17 protein-coding genes are annotated in these 18215 nt (G+C 69.1%); 9 read left to right on the plus strand and 8 right to left on the minus strand.

Annotation, left to right across the window (positions count from 1 at the left end):
- The first annotated feature begins 33 nt into the window (after nt 1–33).
- Genes NO364_RS06075 through NO364_RS06085 form a run of 3 tightly spaced genes read left to right on the plus strand, consistent with a single transcriptional unit; the run spans nt 34 to nt 2208 of the window.
- Nucleotides 34–711, plus strand: coding sequence for a 6-hydroxymethylpterin diphosphokinase MptE-like protein (locus tag NO364_RS06075; protein ID WP_257628791.1), 678 nt, complete (start codon nt 34–36; stop codon nt 709–711).
- Between the two features lie 55 nt (nt 712–766).
- On the plus strand, nt 767–1699 hold the full coding sequence (locus tag NO364_RS06080; RefSeq protein ID WP_157688519.1) for an RsmB/NOP family class I SAM-dependent RNA methyltransferase: 933 nt from the start codon (nt 767–769) through the stop codon (nt 1697–1699).
- Nucleotides 1696–2208, plus strand: coding sequence for a DUF7122 family protein (locus NO364_RS06085; RefSeq protein ID WP_257628792.1), 513 nt, complete (start codon nt 1696–1698; stop codon nt 2206–2208). The genes NO364_RS06080 and NO364_RS06085 overlap by 4 nt, the downstream gene beginning before the upstream one ends.
- 88 nt (nt 2209–2296) lie before the next feature.
- Here the strand turns inward: NO364_RS06085 and NO364_RS06090 are convergent, their stop codons facing one another.
- The 5 genes from NO364_RS06090 to NO364_RS06110 all read right to left on the minus strand — a co-directional run bounded on the left by NO364_RS06090 (nt 2297) and on the right by NO364_RS06110 (nt 7804).
- A complete protein-coding gene (locus tag NO364_RS06090) occupies nt 2297–3424 on the minus strand; it encodes an ABC transporter ATP-binding protein (protein WP_257628793.1) in 1128 nt (375 codons plus the stop codon).
- 82 nt (nt 3425–3506) lie between these two features.
- Nucleotides 3507–4391: a carbohydrate ABC transporter permease gene (locus NO364_RS06095; RefSeq protein ID WP_157688521.1), complete on the minus strand. Its 885-nt coding sequence runs from the start codon at nt 4389–4391 to the stop codon at nt 3507–3509.
- Nucleotides 4388–5332, minus strand: coding sequence for a carbohydrate ABC transporter permease (locus NO364_RS06100; protein WP_157688522.1), 945 nt, complete (start codon nt 5330–5332; stop codon nt 4388–4390). The genes NO364_RS06095 and NO364_RS06100 overlap by 4 nt, the downstream gene beginning before the upstream one ends.
- Before the next feature lie 89 nt (nt 5333–5421).
- Entirely contained in the window at nt 5422–6912 is a 1491-nt protein-coding gene (locus NO364_RS06105; RefSeq protein WP_257628794.1) for an ABC transporter substrate-binding protein, read from the minus strand.
- A gap of 94 nt (nt 6913–7006) precedes the next feature.
- Complete coding sequence (locus NO364_RS06110) at nt 7007–7804, minus strand: SDR family oxidoreductase (RefSeq protein WP_257628795.1); 798 nt, start codon at nt 7802–7804, stop codon at nt 7007–7009.
- 137 nt (nt 7805–7941) lie between these two features.
- On the opposite strand from NO364_RS06110, the gene NO364_RS06115 reads away from it, so the two are divergent.
- The 3 genes from NO364_RS06115 to NO364_RS06125 all read left to right on the plus strand — a co-directional run bounded on the left by NO364_RS06115 (nt 7942) and on the right by NO364_RS06125 (nt 10372).
- The gene (locus NO364_RS06115; RefSeq protein ID WP_157688525.1) at nt 7942–8943 is read left to right on the plus strand and encodes an LLM class flavin-dependent oxidoreductase; all 1002 of its coding nucleotides are present in this window, start codon (nt 7942–7944) and stop codon (nt 8941–8943) included.
- Nucleotides 8944–8992: 49 nt separating this feature from the next.
- Nucleotides 8993–9658, plus strand: a complete 666-nt coding sequence (locus tag NO364_RS06120) for a cyclase family protein (RefSeq protein WP_157688526.1) — start codon at nt 8993–8995, stop codon at nt 9656–9658.
- A 243-nt stretch (nt 9659–9901) separates the two neighbouring features.
- On the plus strand, nt 9902–10372 hold the full coding sequence (locus tag NO364_RS06125; protein WP_257628796.1) for an Lrp/AsnC family transcriptional regulator: 471 nt from the start codon (nt 9902–9904) through the stop codon (nt 10370–10372).
- 63 nt (nt 10373–10435) lie between these two features.
- On the opposite strand, the gene NO364_RS06130 is transcribed toward NO364_RS06125, so the two are convergent.
- Complete coding sequence (locus tag NO364_RS06130) at nt 10436–10723, minus strand: amphi-Trp domain-containing protein (protein ID WP_157688528.1); 288 nt, start codon at nt 10721–10723, stop codon at nt 10436–10438.
- A gap of 220 nt (nt 10724–10943) precedes the next feature.
- On the opposite strand from NO364_RS06130, the gene NO364_RS06135 reads away from it, so the two are divergent.
- The gene (locus NO364_RS06135) at nt 10944–12428 is read left to right on the plus strand and encodes a proton-conducting transporter transmembrane domain-containing protein (protein ID WP_257628797.1); all 1485 of its coding nucleotides are present in this window, start codon (nt 10944–10946) and stop codon (nt 12426–12428) included.
- A complete protein-coding gene (locus tag NO364_RS06140) occupies nt 12418–14838 on the plus strand; it encodes a DUF2309 domain-containing protein (protein ID WP_257628798.1) in 2421 nt (806 codons plus the stop codon). The genes NO364_RS06135 and NO364_RS06140 overlap by 11 nt, the downstream gene beginning before the upstream one ends.
- A gap of 5 nt (nt 14839–14843) precedes the next feature.
- Here NO364_RS06140 and NO364_RS06145 read toward each other — a convergent pair whose 3' ends face one another.
- A complete protein-coding gene (locus NO364_RS06145; protein WP_257628799.1) occupies nt 14844–16346 on the minus strand; it encodes a DUF790 family protein in 1503 nt (500 codons plus the stop codon).
- An 88-nt stretch (nt 16347–16434) separates the two neighbouring features.
- Here NO364_RS06145 and NO364_RS06150 point away from each other — a divergent pair, with 88 nt between their 5' ends.
- The gene (locus NO364_RS06150) at nt 16435–16821 is read left to right on the plus strand and encodes a transcriptional initiation protein Tat (RefSeq protein WP_157688532.1); all 387 of its coding nucleotides are present in this window, start codon (nt 16435–16437) and stop codon (nt 16819–16821) included.
- Here the strand turns inward: NO364_RS06150 and NO364_RS06155 are convergent, their stop codons facing one another.
- The gene (locus NO364_RS06155; protein ID WP_257628800.1) at nt 16822–18168 is read right to left on the minus strand and encodes a DEAD/DEAH box helicase; all 1347 of its coding nucleotides are present in this window, start codon (nt 18166–18168) and stop codon (nt 16822–16824) included.
- Between the last annotated feature and the right edge of the window lie 47 nt (nt 18169–18215).

Genomic DNA, 18215 nt, shown 5'->3' on the forward strand with positions numbered 1-18215 from the left:
GTGTCGATCCGGCTACTGTGACCTTATTATCTAATGGACTACCGGACGTGGATCCCGGTCTACGAGCGTATCCTCGCGGACTTCGGCTACTCTCGCGTGGCCGACGAACGGGCGCGGGACACGCTCGCGACGCTCGTCGAGCCCTTCGACGAGTCACGGTTCGACCCCGTGGCGGGTGCGACCGTCGCCGTCGCCGGTGCGGGACCGTCGCTCGTCGAAGAGTCGGGCGTCGCGGCCGACGCCGACCTGGTGTTCGCCGCCTCCACCGCCGCGAAGACGCTCCGCGAGAACGGCATCGACGTGGACCTGATGGTGACCGACCTCGACAAGACGCCCGCCACCGCCCGTACCCTGACCCGCGGGGGCGTCCCCGTGGCGGTCCACGCCCACGGCGACAACGTCCCCGCGGTGGAGGAGTGGGTGCCACGTCTCGATGGCGACCACGTCGTCCCGACCACCCAGGCCGAACCCCGCGGGCCGGTTGCGAACTACGGCGGCTTCACCGACGGCGACCGGGCCGCCTTCCTCGCGGACGCCTTCGGCGCCGCGAGACTGCAGTTCCCGGGCTGGGACTTCGACGATCCGTCCCTCGACGCGACGAAACGCCGGAAACTGATCTGGGCCGAGCGATTGCTCGCCTGGCTGGAGCGCCGGCGCGACGAGCGGTTCGCCGTCCTCGACGGCCGCCGGGGGGACGTCGAACTCCCGTGACCGCCCAGCGGGCCGAACCCAAACCCACTAACCCGCGCCCGTCGAAGAGCCGTCGATGACTCCGCTGGAGCGGTACGAATCGCTCGTCGACGACGCCACGGCCTTCCGGGCAGCCTGCGACCGGCCGCTGCCCGCCGTCGTCCGCGTCAACACGATCAAGACCACCGTCGACCGGGTGCTCGAAGCCCTCGACGCCGAGGGCATCGCCCACGAGCGGACCGACTGGCACCCGGGCGTGCTCCGCCTGCCCGAGGACTCCCCGGGGCGGAACTGGCCCCACGCTCACGGCTGGATCCACGGCCAGGAGGAAGTGTCGAACCTCCCGGCGCTGGTGCTGGATCCCGATCCCGGCGACCGGGTGTGGGACGCCTGTGCCGCCCCCGGGAGCAAGACCACGCAGTTGGCGGCGCTGATGGACGACCGTGGGCTCCTCGTCGGCAACGACAACAACCTCGGTCGGCTCTCCGCGCTCCGTCACAACGCCGAGCGCCTCGGGGTGACGAACCTCGTGGTCACGAACCGAGACGCGCGGAACTTCTCGCTGAAGCCGCTGGGGGAGGATTCCGGACACCCGAACGCCGTCGACGCCTTCGATCGCGCCCTCGTCGACGCCCCCTGTTCCTGCGAGGGGACGATCCGCAAGAACCCCGACGCCTTCGACACCTGGTCGCTGGATCACGTCCACAGCGTCGCCGGCGTCCAGAAGGGCATCCTCCGGCGGGCCGTACAGGCGACCCGTCCCGGCGGAACCGTCGTCTACTCCACATGCACCTTCGCCCCCGAAGAGAACGAGGCGGTGCTGGATCACGTCCTCGCCGCCGAGGAGTGCCGACTCGTCGACCTCGACGCCCCGCTCGACGGCGTCCCCGGGGTCACCGAGTGGGAGGGCGAGTCGTACGATCCGAGCGTCGAGAAGGCGCTCCGGATCTACCCGCACCACAACGACACGGGCGGGTTCTTCTGTGCGAAGCTGGAGGTGGGCGGATGACGAACGACGGCCAGCGGTTCGACCGCCTGCCCGCGACGGCCGCCGAGCGGGAGGTGGCCGGGCGGGCGAGTCGCGCCGAGGTGATCGACTGGTGGGTGGACCGGTTCGGCATCGACCGCGAGGCGTTCGCGGACTACACCTTCTGGGAGAAGGGCGCGGGAAAGATCTGGATCTTCGCCGCCGACCTGCCCACCCCCGTCGACGCCGAGGGCGTCGGCATGACGTTCCTGCGGACGCGCCAGGAACACTGGAAGCCGACGACCAACGCAGTCCAGCGGTTCGGCGGCGCGGCGACGCGGAACGTGATCGAACTCGACGCCGACGGGGCGCGGACCTTCCTCGCCGGCGAGGACCTCGACCCCGAGTGGGACTGCGACTGGGGCTACCTGATCGTCGCCCACCGGATCGCCGGCGAGCGCGAACCCATCGGCGTCGGCCTCTACGTCCACGACGAGTTGCGGTCGGTGATCCCGAAAGGGCGGCGAGCGTCGGTCTCGCCGCCGGAATAGGGGCGGCGAGCGTCGGTCTCGCCGCCGGAATAGGGGCGGCGAGCGTCGCTGCCGGCGCGGGAGTGAACGGTCGCGCGACCGGGGTCGGTTACGTCTCGGGCGTGGCGGGCGCGGACCGGTCGCGCTCGGCCGCCCGCTCGACCCGGGGACTCTCGGGGGAGACACCGTCGAAGAGGTCGATCTTCCCGGGCGGGAGTCGAACGAGGAGGGAGTCGCCCTGTTCGACCGGGAGGTCGGGGTCGACCTCGGCCAGGAACTCGGCGCCGCCGAGGTCGATGTGGACGATCTGGACGTTCCCCATCAACTCGACCACGTCGACGACCGCCTCGAACGTGTAGTCGTCGGGCGAATCGACGATCTGGACGCTCTCGGGTCGGATGCCGAGGGTGAGCGGGTCGACCGTCGCGGCGTCGGCGAGTTCGTCGGGGATGCGGACCGACACGTCGCCGACGTCGGCGTCGAACGTCCCGGACGCGAGCGACCCCGTGAGCAGGTTCATGCTCGGACTCCCGATGAACTCGGCGACGAAGCGGTTGGCCGGCCGCTGGTACACCTCCTTCGGCGGCGCGAGCTGCTGGATCTTCCCCTCGTTCATCACCGCGACGCGGTCGCCCATCGTCATCGCCTCCTCCTGGTTGTGCGTGACGTGGACCATGGTGACGCCGAGTTCCTGCTGGAGGCGAACCACCTCCGTCCGCATCTCCTTTCGGAGCTTCGCGTCCAGGTTCGCCAGCGGCTCGTCCATGAGGAACGCCTGCGGGTCGCGGACGAGTGCCCGGCCGAGCGCGACGCGCTGTTGCTGGCCGCCCGAGAGGTTCGCGGGCTTCCGGTCGAGCAGTTCCGTGATGTCGAGCATGCCCGCGGCCTCCTCGACGCGTTCCGCTGCCTCCGCGTCGGGCACGTCGCGGGCCTCCAGTGGGAACGAGATGTTCCCCCGGACGGTCCGGTGGGGGTAGAGCGCGAAGGACTGGAACACCATCGCGATGTCGCGGTTCTGTGGCTGGACGTCGTTGACGCGGATGCCGTCGATCAGGACGTCGCCGCTGGTCGGGGCTTCGAGTCCGGCGATCATCCGGAGCGTCGTCGACTTCCCGGATCCCGAGGGGCCGACGAGGACGACGAGTTCGCCGTCTTCGATGGTCAGCGACACGTCGTCGACGGCGACGATGTCGTCGCCGAACTCCTTGCGTACCGTATCGAGTTCGATCGTAGTCATGGGTTGTGAGGTGGATGGGAGGGGACGCGGTCGAGCGCGGTCCGTCGGTCGTTCGGGTGCTGGGGAGCCGTCGGCGCGGCGGTCATCCTTTCACCGCCCCGAGGGTGAGCCCGCGGACGAGTCGTTTCTGCATCAAAAGCGAGATGACGATGATCGGGATCATGGCGAGCACCGACAGCGCGGCGACCTGGTTCCAGAGGGTCGCGTGCCCGCCGACGAGCGACGGGATGATCACCGGGTAGGTCTGGGCGGCGTTGCGCGTGAACACGAGCGCGAACTGGAACTCGTTCCACGAGAAGATCCAGACCAGGAGCGTCGTCGTGACGATACCCGGCGAGACGAGGGGGAGCGACACCTTGAAGAACGCTTCGAGCCGCGAGTAGCCGTCCATGATCGCCGCCTCCTCGACGGCCTGGGGGATGTCCTGGAAGAAACTCCGCATCAACCAGACCACCAGCGGGACGTTGAACGTCAGGTACAGCAGCATCATCGTCGGATACGTGTCGATCATGCCGACCTGCCGAAACATGAAAAACAGCGGCAGGATCGGCGCGATGGGGGGGAACATCCGAAGCGAGAGGATCCAGAAGGCCAGATGTTTGCCCCCGACCTTACCCGGATTGCGGGCGTAGGCGTACCCCGCGGGCACGCCGATGAGCATCGCGAGAGCCGTCGCGCCGACGCTGACGATGACGCTGTTCACGAGTACCGACGATCCCGCACCGGTGAGGATATCGACGTACGGCGAGACGGTGAACGTCTCGGGGACGAACGTCGGCGGGAACGTCTGGGTCTCGGGGGCCGGCTTGAACGACGTGTTCACCGTCCAGTACAGCGGGAACAGCGTCGCCACGAGGATGACGCTGACGAAGGAGGTGACGCCGATGGTGCGGAAGGCACCCCGGAGCGAGACGGGTTCCTCGGTCGCGCCGGCCAGTCGGTGGCGGGTCCACTCGACGACGCTCATACGACGCGATCACCCCCTTCGCCCCGTTCGAGCACGGAGAGGAACACGTTCGCGAGGACGACAGCGAACAGCAGGAGGAGCCAACTCATCGCCGTCGCCTTCCCCATCGAGAACGAGTTGAACCCGAGCAGGTAGTTGTAGTACGTGGCCAGTTCCGAGGAGGTACCGGGGCCGCCGCCGGTCATGACGAACATCTTGTCGAAGAACTTGAACGCGTCCATCGCCCGTAGCAGGATGGCGATGGCGATGACGCCTTTCATCTGCGGGAGCGTGACGTGACGGAAGGTGAACCAGCGGTCGGCGCCGTCGATCCGCGCGGCCTCGTAGAGGTCCTCGCTGATCGACAGGCGGCCGGTATAGAGGATGAGGATCATAAAGGGCGTCCACTGCCAGATGTCGGCGATGAGGATGCTGTTCAGCGACATCGCCGTCGACGACAGCCACGCCGGTTGGCCGACGCCGGCCGCCGCCAGCAGGTAGTTGATGGGGCCGAAGGACTCCTGAAAGAGGAGCCGCCAGATGAGCCCCGCGACGATGGGCGCCATCATCATCGGGAGCAAGAGGAGCGTGAACAGTACGGTCGTCACGCGGCCACGGGTGTAGTTCGCCATGAACAGCGCGACGGCGAACCCGAGGGTGAACTCGATGGCGACGCCGAGGCCGACGTAGTAGGCCGTGTTGCCGATGGTGGTCCAGAACCGGTCGCTCGTCAGCAGGTCGGCGTAGTTCGCCAGGCCGACGAACGCGCCGTTTCGCGTCGCGATGGAGAGATTGAGGTCGGTGAAACTGGTCCACAGCGACCAGAGCATCGGGAAGATGACCAGCGCGAGCAGGATGAGCAGCGCCGGAATCGCGAACCAGTATTCGAGGTGTTCGTTTCGGACGTAGCTACTGATGCCGGTCGAACGGTGTGCCTGCGTATCGTCGGTGGATGATGCCATCGGTGAGTTACCTCCGTCGTCCGTGCGCCCACCCGGACCGGGAGGGCCGTCCGGGGGGGACCGGGGGCGCTCGGCGAACTACCATCGCCTCACTCCCAGATACCCGCGTTCTGCCACGCTTCGATGACGTTGCTGTAATACTCCTGTTGCTGTTCGCGGCCCAGGTCCTCGACGATGCTCTCCCACTCGCTCTCGACGTTCTCGAGGGTCTCCTCGACGCCGGTCTCGCCGCTGACGAACCGCGAAATCTCGATGTCGAGGGCGTTGATGTAGTCCTGCGAGCCCGGCCAGTACGGCACGGGGTACCCCTGTTCGAGCGTCGCCTGCACGGCCGACGTGTACTGCTCCGCGCTCTCCATGTCCTGGAAGGCGACGGACTCCTGTGGGGCGTCCCGGTAGGGATTCTCCTGGGTGAACGGCTCGGGGTCGGAGAGCTGGGAGGTGCGGAACGGGTCCTCGCCACAGCCGGGGTCGGAGACCATGTGCGTGCTGTACTCCGGCAGCGTGAACGTCTGTGCGAAGCGGTAGGCGGCGAGTTTCTGCTCGTCGCTGACCCCCGACGGAACGCCGAGGACGCGGCCGACCGGCATCGCGCTGGCGGCACGACCGTCCTCCCATCCGGGGACGGCCGCGCCGCCCCACTTGCCGCTGGTGGCCTCCGAGGCGGCCGCCTTCTTCGGGACGTCGGTCCACTGGACGACCATCGCCACGTTGCCGCCGGTGAACGCGTCCCGAAGCTCGGGGTAGCCGTAACTGGCCGTGTCGTCGGGGGCGTACTGGATCGTCTCCCGCCAGGACTCCAGGGCGCGTCGCCCCGCCTCGGTGTTGATTTGTGGGTTCATGTCCTCGTCGAAGTACTTCCCGCCGAGGCCGCCGAAGCGGGTGAGGAACCAGCCGTAGGCGAACCCGCGCTTGCCGAAGGTCGCGACGCCGTGGTCGATGTCGTCGGTCTCCTCGGTGAAATAGCGCGCCACCTCGTTGAACTCGGCCCAGGTCTCGGGCACCTCGATGTCGTGTTGCTCGAAGAGGTCCCGGCGGTAGACGAGCATCAACACGTCGCCGTCGATGGGGAGCGCGTACGTGTTGCCACCCCACTGGGTGTACATCTGCCGGAACGGTTTGAGCATGTCGTCGAACTGCGGGTCCCAGCCCTCGATCTCCATCATGTCGTCCAGCGGCTGGAGGTGGCCGTTGGCCGCGAACGTCCCCAGATACTGGGGATAGAAGCTCACGAGGTCGAACGCCCCGGAGTTGCTCGTGAACTCCGTCATCAGGTTCGAGAACAGGTTGGTGAACCCGAAGCCGTTGATCTCGCCGAGCTCGACGCCGGTGTCCTCCTGAATCGAGTCGCTGAACCACTGGAAGGGGTTGGTGTTGTGCCCCTCGTCGATGGCGAGGGAGATGGACGCCCCGTCGACCGCCGCGTCGGGGTCGTCCGGGATTCCCATCTCGCCGTCGCCACCGCCACCGCCGCCGATACAGCCGGACAGGCCGGCCGCCGCGGCGGCGCTCGCCGCGCTCATTCCGTGGACGAACCGTCGTCGGCTGATTCCGTCGGTTTGGTTGTGAGAGTCACTCATGCCGTCCTTGACGATTACGACGATTAGTAATAAAAATTGCCGGTGGTTTCGGGGGCTGAGATCCCGTTTCCGTCCCCGGAGTTCCGTCTGCGCGTCAGTACATGACGATGCCCGCCGTGACGTTGAGGTCCTGGCCGGTCACCCGTCGGGTGCGCTCGGAACACAGGACGAGGACCGCGTCGGCGACGTCCCCGGCGGTGACGAACTCGTCCATCGGCGAAGCCGACCGGAACTCGGCTTCCACCTCCGCGACGGGGCGGTCCTGCGAGGCGGCCTGTGCCTCGATGACGGCGTCGAGCCGTGGCCCCGCGACGCTCCCCGGACAGACGGCGTTGACGTTGACGTCGTGGTCGGCGAGTTCGACCGCTAGCGTCCGGGTGAAGCCGATGACCCCCATCTTCGAGGTGGTGTACGGCGTCCGATCTTCGAGGGGCCGTTTCCCGCTCATCGACGAGACGTTGACGACGCGCCCGCCCCCGCCCCCGCGCTTGAGGTGGGGGATCGCCGCCGACGTGGTGTTGAACAGGCTCCCGAGGTTCACCGAGAGCGTCGACATGAACTCCTCGTGGGTGATCTCCTCGCAGGGTTTCGTGGGCCCCGCGATGCCCACGTTGTTGACGACGATATCGAGGCCGCCGAAGGCGTCGGCCGCCGCCTCGACGAACGCCGCGGCGGCGTCCGGGTCGCTCGCGTCGGCCTCGTGGGTGAGTAGGTCGCCGTCGGTTCCGTCGAGCGCGTCCGCCGCCTCGGCGAGGGCGTCCGCGTCGATGTCGTTGATGGCGACGTCGACCCCGGCGTCGAGGAGCGCCTCGGAGATCCGTCGCCCGATACCCCGCCCGGCACCAGTCACGACTGCCGACTCCCCGACGAGGGAGAGGTCAGTGGCTGACATGGCGAGAGGTGTGGGCGTTCGCCGTCTTAGCTGTACTGGTCGGGTGGACGACACGAGGTGTCGGTCGGGGCCGACCGATCGCCAGGGGCGATAACCTGCCCCGAATTTCATTACAGACGGCGCCGTTGGGGAAGACGATGCAGTTCGATTGGATGGTTCAATGTTACCCGGGAGTGGGCGTCCACCGCGACGCGCCGCTGCTGGAGGACCTCGACAGGGAGACGACCATGGCCGGCGTCGACGCCGTCGAGGCCGCCGGCCTCGAAGGGCTGTGGGCACCCGATCACTTCATGCTCGGGCCGAAACACCAGGAGTACGAGGTTTGGACGCTGCTCTCCGCGCTCGCCGAGCGGACCGACGACATGGAACTCGGACCGCTGGTCGGCTCGGTCACCTACCGCAATCCCGCCCTGCTGGCGAAGATGGCTACGACGGTGGACATCCTCTCCGAGGGGAACCTCCGACTCGGGCTGGGCGCCGGGTGGCACGACGAGGAACACCGCGCCTACGACTTCGACTACCCGGACATCGAGCAGCGCATCGAGATGCTCGACGAGACCATCCGCGTGGCGAAGGCGATGTTCACCGAGGACGAACCGACCTTCCACGGGGACCACTACCACATCGAGGACGCCTACAACGAGCCGAAACCCGTTCAGGACCCGCATCCGCCCATCGTCGTCGGTGGCGCCGGGCCGAAACTGCTCCGCGTGGCCGCCCGCCACGCCGACGAGTGGAACGTCGAGATCAGCGGCCGTGCCCGGGGACCGCCCATCGAGTTCAAGGTCGAGAAGTTCGACGAGTACCTCGAGGAGGCGGGGCGTGATCCCGCCGACGTCGAACGGTCGTGGCTCGCACACGTCCTCGTCAGGGAGGACGAGGACGAACTCCAGCGACTCTGCGACGAGATCTTCCCGCTTCCGTGGGGCGAGGAGGACGACATCGACGAGAACCTCTCGAACGCCCAGGAAGCACGGGAGAAAGGCGACTTCCTCATCGGTACGCCCGCCGAGGTGATCGAGGGGATCGAATCCATCCGCGAACTCGGCTTCGAGCGGCTCCAGCTCATGTTCCTGGATTTCCCCGACACGCGCGGCATCGAGCTGTTCGGCGACGAGGTCCGGCCGGCGCTCCAGTGACCGGGGGTCCGTCCGAAGGTCTATGTGGTGACCGGTCGCTCACACGGGTATGAGCGAGTGGATCGACCTCACACAGACGCTCGCGGAGGACAGCCCGACGCTCCCGCCCCTGCACCCGAAACCGGAGTTCGAGGACTACGCGACCCTCGACGAGGACGACTACAACTCCACGCTCCTGCATCTGGAGACCCACTGTGGGACGCACATGGACGCACCGACGCATTTCCTCTCGAAAGAGGAGTATCGCACCATCGACGAGGTGACCGTCGACGAGATGGTCACCGAGGGCGTGATCTGTGATTTCAGCCACAAGGAACCCGGAAGCGGGGTCTCCCGCGAGGAGCTGGCTGAACAGGCCGAGCGGTACGACCTCTCGGCGGGCGACTACCTCATCTTCGACTGCGGGATGGCGCCGGCGGATACGGACCACTACCTCCGGAACTTCGTCTACCCCGAGGCGGAGGCCGCGGAGTACATGGTCGAACGGGACATCGCGTGTTTCGCCATCGACGCGCTGTCGGCGGACAAACCGGGCGCCGAACTCGCGGAACACCACGTCCACTACACGCTCCTCCCCGAGGACATCCTGATCATCGAGGGGGTCGCCAACCTCGAAGCGGTGAGCGCCGGTCGGTACGACGTCATCGCGACGCCGATTCCCTACGACAACCGCGACGGCTCACAGGTCCGGCTGCTGGTCCGGCCACAGGAGTGACCTGGGTCGGTACGACGGTCGGCCGCGTCGGCTCAGCGTTCGAACGCCCCGCTGATGAGGTCAGCGACCCGCCCGCGGTCGGAGAGCCGGTCGTTCCGGGCCACGGTGATCCCGGAGGTGATCGGATCGGCGACGTGTGGGATCGTCCGACCGTTCGATATCGCGGTATGTGATGTACGGCGGGGTCACGCGGCGGCAGGGCGGTCGAACAATGTAAAGTACCTTTGCTGCGGAGGTACCGGTATGAGCGACGTAGACGACGTCGACCGAGCGATCCTGTACGCGCTCCAGGAGGACGCCCGAAACACCTCCTCGGGGGACATCGCGGAGCGGACCGGCACCTCCGACAGCACCGTCCGCAAGCGGCTCAAACGCCTCGAATCGGAGGATATCATCAAGGGGTACAGCGCCGAGGTGAACTACCAGCGGTCGGGCTACCCGCTCCGGATGTTGCTGTTCTGTACCGCGTCGATCCCCGAACGCGGCGAACGCATCCCCGAGATACTCGACATCGACGGAGTCGTGTCGGTTCAAGAACTCGTCACCGGCGACCGAAACCTCCTGGTGACCGTCGTCGGCGAGTCGGACGACGACATCACGCCAATCGCACAGGAACTCCTCGAGATGGGGCTGACGGTGGCCGACGAAGTGCTCGTCCGGAGCCACCAGACGACGCCATTCGGGGAGTTCGACACGGAGGACGGGGACGACTGATACGGATCGTTGGCGCCGTCGACCGCGCTATTTCCGTCCACCACGGCCGAGCGCCCGTCCCCCTCACTCGATCTCCAACTGCCCGCTCCCGGTACCGTTCCGGTCGCCGCTCTCGTCCCATTCGAGTTCGAACTCGATGCTCAACTCCCCGGGGCCGTCCGCCGGTCCTTCACGTTCGGCTTTGACCTCGAAGGTGGGTCGGGCTGGCGGCTCCATCGTCACGGATTCCGACCCGGCTCTGAGCGTGATCGCGTCCCCGCGTTCGAGCTTGTCGGCGACGCTGCGGAGGTACGATGCGATCCCGTCTCGGGTCTGGGTGCTCTCGGATTCGAACAGGACTTCTTCGGGCATATGGGAACGGTAGGCGCCCCGTGCCGATAAACGAACCTCCGGCCGCGACGGATGTATCCTCCCGATAAACATAATGTTCTTTAATACGTTATTTTGGAACGTATTGGGAATATAGATAGATTTAATAGACGTTCTGTTCGTATTAGTGGGTAGAGACGACCGGCGAGTGAACAGGGCGGACCGGGACGGTCCGTGCGGTGGCCGGTCGGAGACGCAAACGATGACAGGACAAACCGAGACGACGGTGGGGGCGTTGCCGACGGCGACGAACGGGAACTCGCGCGTGCCGGTCGCGCTGACGCGACTCGTGTGGCTCCTGTGGCTGGCGAGTGTCGGCGTGCTGGCCGGCCAGCTCCGTGGCGGCGAGCCTTGGGGCCTCGCGGACCTGGTCATCGTCGACGGGTTGACCGCGGTGATGTGGGTGGCGGCCACTTTCTTCAGTGGCGTCGTCCACAGCTACTCGCGGCGCTACATGGCCGGTGGCCGGGCCGTCGATCGGTTCTTCGGGCGCGTGTTCGGCTTCACGCTGCTCGTGATGACCCTGGTCGCGGCCGACCACCTCGCCCTGTTCGGGGCCGCGTGGCTCGCGATGGGGCTGGTGATGGCCGACCTGATCGGCCACGTCGAGGGGTGGCCACAGGCACGTGCCGCGGGGTCGCTCGCCCGCCGGAACTTCCTCGCGAGCAGCGGGGCGCTCGCGGCCGCGCTCGGCACGCTGTGGTGGCACACCGGGGCGACGACGGTGTCGGGCCTCGCGTCGACGGTCGGGAACGCGTCGCCGGCGGTCCTGTTCCTCGCCGCGGGGGCGCTCCTGCTCGCGGCGGCGATCCAATCGGCGCTCGTTCCCTTCCACACGTGGCTGCTCTCGTCGATGACGGCTCCCACGCCGGCCTCGGCGCTGATGCACGCCGGCTTCGTCAACGCCGGCGGCGTCCTGCTAGTCCGGTTCGCCCCCGTCGTCACCGCCGAGGGCGCCGTCATGCTCGGACTCGTGGCCCTCGGCGCGGCGAGCGCGATCCTCGGAAAGCTCCTGAAGACCGTCCGGACCGACGTCAAGGGGAAGCTCGGCTGTTCGACCGTCGGACAGATGGGCTTCATGCTCATGCAGGCGGGGCTCGGCTTTTTCGGGGCCGCGATCACCCACCTCGTCCTGCACGGCTGTTACAAGGCCTACCGCTTTCTCGGCTCCGGCGAGGGGATCGAACGCGAGTCGCCGACGAAGCGGACGGCGCGTGGGTCGACCGGGGCCGCGGGCGTCGCGGTGATCGCCGGCACTGCGCTCGCTGGGGGCGTCCTCTTCGGGACGCTCACCGGCAAGGGGATGGGAGCGGACGGCGGTCTCCTGTTGACGCTGCTGGTCGTCCTGACGGTCATGCACGCGGCCCGCGAACTGGTCGCCGACGGGTCGCTTCCGTCGGCGGTCCGGTACGGTGCCGTCCCGGCGGTCGCCCTGCCGGCCATCGCCGTCTACGCCGCCGTCTACGGCCTGATAGAGGGGCTCTTGGCCGGCCTGCCGGCGGTGGGCCAGCCGACGGCGCTGACGCCGGTCCACGGCCTCGTCGCCGCCGCGTTCGTCCTGGCGTATCTCGGCGTCGAGACCGAGGCCTACCGGCACAGCCGGCGCCTCTACGTGGCGCTGTTGAACGCGACGCAACCGCCGACTGCGACCCAACTGACGAGCACGGAGGAGTACGATGAGTACTGAACCCGCGATCCGCGACAGCATCGACACGGCGGCCGAGGCGGTCGGCTCGGTCTGGCCGCTGCACTCGTTCGTGACCGCCAACCCGCTCGCCGGGTTCGAGGACCGGCCGTTCCACGAGGCCGTCGCGGACGCCGAGCGGACCCTCGGCGGCGACGGCTACCCGAGCGCCGACGTGTTCCGCCGCGCGTGGGAGGACGGTCGGATCGACGACGACGTGTTGCGCGCGGAGCTCGCCGCCCACGGGTACGACGCCGACCCCGCCGCGACGCTCGAACGCATGGAGCGTGCGGACGCGGACGACCCGAACGAGACCACCGCCGACGACCGCGTCGATGCGGTCCTGACGAAGTGGCTGTCTGCCTTCCTCGACGAGGGACGGGCGAAGTGGCCTATGCCGGATCGCGACCGTGGGTTCTACGCGGCGTTCCGGAGCGTCGCCCGGTACGACGGCGAAATTCCCGACGCCGACGCCGTCGCCGCGCTTCCCGACGACCCGGTCGACGCCATCCGCGACCGCCTCGACGAGTACCCCGTCGGCCGGTGGCAGGACGTCTTCGAGTTCCACCTGACGGCGCTCCCGGGCTGGACGGGGCTCCTCAAGCGGCGGGCCGAGGCGGACGGCGCCTGGCAGTCGGCGTACCCGATCACGCTCCCGGGGTATCTGGCGGTCCGTCTGACGCTCGCGGACCTGTTCGACGCGCCCCTCGTACCCGACGAGGCCCCCGACGACGGCGACGGCGCCGCCGACACTACGGGCGACGATGTCCCGCTCGCCGAGGTCTGGCTGACGGCCTGGGAGGCGACCTACCGCTCGGAACTCGTCGACCCGCTCACGGACGCGAGCGAGGCGGCCGCGGACGCCGACGACGACGGCCGCCCGGACGCACAACTGGTCTTCTGTATCGACACGCGCTCGGAGGTCATCCGCCGGCACGTCGAGCGCGCGGGCGACTACGAGACCCACGGCTACGCCGGCTTCTTCGGGATCCCGATGCGCTACGAGGGCTACGACGCCGACGTATCCGTGGACGCCTGTCCGCCCATCGTCGACGCGCAACACCGCATCGCGGACCGCCCCCCCGCGGACCCCGACGGCGACCGGGGCACACACGACCGGTGGCACGCCGTCCGCGAGGCCGGTGCGTCGGTCGTCGAACGCCTCGGCGCCAACGCCGCGACCGCCTTCAGCTTCGTCGAGAGCGCGGGCGTGGGGTACGGCTCGGCGCTGGCCGCCCGGACGCTCGTCCCCGAGCGCGTCGGCGGCCTGCTCGACGCCGTCGGCCGCCGCGTGCCCGACGCCCACGAGTTCTGCGAGCCGACGGTCGAGTACAACCCCGACTCCGTCAACGACCTCCGTGAGGGCCTCACGCTCGACGAACGGGTCGAGTACGCGGCGACGGCCTTCGAACTCATGGGATGGGAGCGGTTCGGCCGCGTGGTCGCCTTCGTCGGTCACGCCAGCCACACGACGAACAACCCGTTCGATTCGAGCCTGGACTGCGGTGCCTGCGCCGGCAACCCCGGCGGGCCGAACGCCCGCGTCCTCGCACGGATCTGTAACGACGAGGCGGTCAGGGCGGCACTCCGGGAGCGCGGGGTGGACGTCCCCGACGACACCGTCTTCGTCGCGGGCGAGCACGACACGACCACCGACGGGATCGAGTTGTACGACGGCGACGTCCCCGAGAGTCACGCGGCGGACCTCGAACGGCTCCGTGCCGACCTCGAAACCGCCCGGGCCGGGGCGGCCGCCGAGCGTGTCGACGAGGACGACCCCGACGCGGCCGTCCGCGAGGCCGAGCGGCGCGCCGCCGACTGGGCGGAGACGCGCCCGGAGTGGGGGCTGGCCGGCAACGCGGGCTTCGTCGTCGGCCCCCGGGCGCTTACCGACGGCCTCGACCTGGACGGCCGGGCGTTCCTCCACTCCTACGACTGGACGACCGATCCGGACGGCGACGCCCTCGAAGCCATCGTGACCGGACCGATGGTCGTCACCCAGTGGATCAACGCCCAGTACTACTTCGCGACGGTCGACAACCCCGTCTACGGGAGCGGGTCGAAGGTGACCCACAACCCCGTCGGGAACGTCGGCGTCTACCAGGGCAACGGCGGCGACCTGATGACCGGCCTTCCGCTCCAGTCCGTGATGAGCGCGGCCGACGAGCCGTACCACCAACCGGTCCGGCTCTCGACGGTGATCCACGCGCCGGTCGAGCGCGTGACCCAGGTGCTCGCGGACCACGACGCGGTGACCGGCCTGCTCAATGGCGGCTGGCTCTCCGTGACCGTCGTCGACCCCGAACAGGACCACCGGGCGTTCCACTACGCGGGCGACCTCGAGTGGACGCCGGCCTCCGAGCGGACGGCCGAGACGGCGCCACGCCGCGTGGCCCCGACGACTCGGTCGTAGCCCGTCTATCCCTTCTCGCGGATCGTCCCGCCGCTCAGTCCGTCCCAGGCCACCTCGTACCCCAGTCTCGAGAGGACGGCACTGGTCTCGGAGAGCCCGTACTCGGCCAGTCGCTCCTCGGCAGTATCGAGGGTCTCACCGGCGTCGAGCGCGTCGTCGAGGGCGGACAACACGTCCGGGCGGACCAGCGTCCGGCCGACCCGTTCGTGCTCGGGGAAGGCGACGGTGTCGAGGGCGTCCTCGCCGACGCCGTGGGTCGCCGCGAGGTCGGCGAGGGTGACGACGTCCGCGTCCGGGCGGAGTTCGTCCGGCAGGGCGGCCCGTGTCTCCGCGACGAGGTCGGCCTCGTAGCGCCGGAGGGCGTCGACCACATCCTTCACCCGGACGGTGCCACCGTAGGTGATCGTGCGGTGGTCCCGGGCCTCGATCTCGTCGCTGACGCCGAGGCTCTCGTCGACCGCGACCAGCAACTCGACGTCCTCGACGTCCGCGAGTTGGCCGAGTTTCTTCTCGACGTACTCGGGGGTCCAGAAGCCCATGATCTCGAAGAAGACGCGGAAGTCGGCGAAGCGGTAGTCGAAGGCGAAATCCGGGATCATCACGCGCGTCCCGACCGCCAGGGGTTCGGGTTCGCGAACGAGGTCCCAGTCGAGATCGAGCGCGGTAAAGCGGGCGGCGAAGTCGGCCTCGACGCCGCTGTCGTAGGTCGGCTCGGCGATGGGGTCGACACCGGGAACGCCGACGTCCTCGTCCGTGAGGACGAGTTCGCGCTCGGTGCCGCGGTCGTCTATCGTCGCCGTCAGCCGCCAGTCGGCCGTCTTCGCCACCGACCGCAACAACCGGGCGAAGGCCGTGCCGTACCGTCGGGTCCGCCGGAAGAGGTGGTCGGGGCCGGTCACCACCACCTCCCGGCCCGCATCCGTCCGGTGGATCTCGTACATCAACCCCAGGCGCTTGACCGCCGAGACCAGCGCCTTGGGGTCCGAACTCCGGACGCGAACCTCGACGGCGTCGAACAGCGCGGTCTGGGCCAGCGACAGGTCGTACTGGTCGAGGAGCGCGTCGGGCGTCCACCGGGGGTCGAAGTCGGCGAGCACCTGCCGAACCTCGCGGTCGGCGTACAGCGAGTCGGCGACTGCCTCCGGGTCGACCCCGAGCCGGCCGGCGGCGCGGTCGAGCGCCCGGTCCCGGTCGGCCTCGGTGACGACACCCACCGTCTCGGCGGCTTCGAAAGCGATCCGGCGAGCCCGTTCGGGGGGCACCGCCGCCCGCGTCTCGAAAGTCGCGTCCCGCTCGCACAGTGACGCGAACCCGCGGACGAGTTTGAAGTCGTCGGCCTCGCCCTCCAGATCCGCGAGCGCCGCGTCGAGGGCCGACCGTGGCTCCCCCACGTGGTCGGCGAAGGTCCCGAGAACGCGCGCGGCCAGTGGCCGGTCGGCGCGGTCCGCGAACTGCGGGCGGTAGCCGCCGCCGGCCCGCGACACCCGGAGCAGGTCCTTCCGGAGCACGCGCCCACCTCGTCGCTCCGTGGATAAAATCCCGCCGACGGGCGGGCGCGAGGACAACGCTCTTGTCGCTCGCCGGGGTCGATCCGGTATGGACAGGCGTCGCGCCCTCGCGTTTCTCGGACTCGCCCTCTCCGCCGGGTGTGCCACGCCCGGCGCGACCGGTCCGCGAACCCCGCCGACGCCGGGCGGGGAGTCCCCCGGGACCGGCGGCGACGGGGAACTGAGCATCAGCGATCAGGACTTCGAGGAGGCCGACGACGGCCACCTGCGGGTGCTGGCGACGGTGCGGAACCCGGCGGGGACGGAGCGAACCCGGACGCTCGTCGTCGCCGTCACCGTCGGGGAGTCGACGACCGAGCGGCGCCGCGAGGTGACGGTCCCCGCCGACGGGGAGCGGGAGATCGCCGTCGAGTTCGAGGACGTCGCCTACGACGACTTCGTGGGCGACGGCTCGCTGCAGTCGCGGCTGGAGTGATCACCGCCGCCGCTCGGCCACCCGCTCCTCGGCCGTCTCGGCGCTCACCACCTCGTAGCAGACGGCCGTCCGGCCGTCGGCCTTCGGGCGGAGCACCCGCCCGAGGCGCTGGGTGAACTCGCGTTCGCTCCCGCTGCCCGAGAGGATCACCCCGACGCTCGCGTCGGGCACGTCGACGCCCTCGTCGAGGACGTTCGCGGCCACGACGCGGGTGTAGGTTCCCTCGCGGAACCGGTCGAGGATCGCCCGCCGCTCGCTCGCCCCCGTCTCGGCGGTGATCGCCGGGCAGAGGAAGCGCTCGGAGAGCCGGTAGACGAGGTCGGTGTGGGCGGTGAAGACGATGGTGCGCGCGTCCGGGTGGCGCGCGAAGATCCGCTCCAGCGCGTCGACTTTCGCCGCCGAGTTCATCATGATCTCCCGGGCCTCCTGTTTGGCCAGCAGCGCCTCCCGGGCTCGCGGGTCGCTCCCGGACCGCTTGACCAGTTCGCGGTAGTCGCTCCCGCTGGACAGCGAGAGGTTCGAGGTCTTGAGGTAGTCGACGAAGGTGCCCTGGGCGTCCTCGTAGGCCTCGCGTTCGGCGGGCGTCAGTTCGACCTCGACCCGCCGGAGTTCGTAGTCCGCGAGGTGGTCGCCGGCCAGGTCGTCGACCGAGCGGTCGTAGACGACGGGGCCGACGAGGTCCGCGACGACCTCGTGGGCCCCGTCCGGACGCTCGAAGGTGGCGGTCAGGCCCAGGCGGGCGGGCGCCGGAAGCAGGCGGGCGATGTCGCGGTAGCCCTCGCCGCCGAGGTGGTGGACCTCGTCGAAGACCACGAACCCGAACCGGTCGCCGACCTCGTCGGCACGGAGGTACGCGGAGTCGTAGGTGGCGACGGTCAGGGATTCGAGGCGTTGCTCGCCGCCGCCGAGTTGGCCGACCGGCACCGAGAACTCGGTTTCGAGTTCGCGGCGCCACTGGTGGAGGAGGTCGACCGTCGGCACGACCACGAGCGTCGGCGTCGACAGGTCGGCCATCGCCCTGATCGCGACGACGGTCTTGCCGCTCCCGGTCGGGAGTTCGAGGATCCCCCGCCGGTCGGCGTCCGCCCACGCCGCGAGCGCCGCGGACTGGTAGTCCCGGAGGTCGTACGTCGTCGACAGATCGAGCGTCGGGAGGTCGAACACCCGATCCTCGTAGTCGATTCCGGCCGCGTCGAGGGCGTCGCGGAGGGCGGCATACCGGTGGGCCGGCGCCCGGAGGGTCCCGCTCCGGCCGTCGAACTCGACGGGGAGGGCGTCGGCGGCCGCGGGGTCGAGGTCGCCGTCGAGCCGAATCGTTCCGTCGGCGAACCGGGCGACGAGGGTCACGGTCGACCTTCGAGGGGTGGAAATATATGCCCTCCGCACCCCCCATC

Source organism: Haloplanus salinarum (assembly GCF_024498175.1).
Classification (GTDB): Archaea; Halobacteriota; Halobacteria; order Halobacteriales; family Haloferacaceae; genus Haloplanus; species Haloplanus salinarum.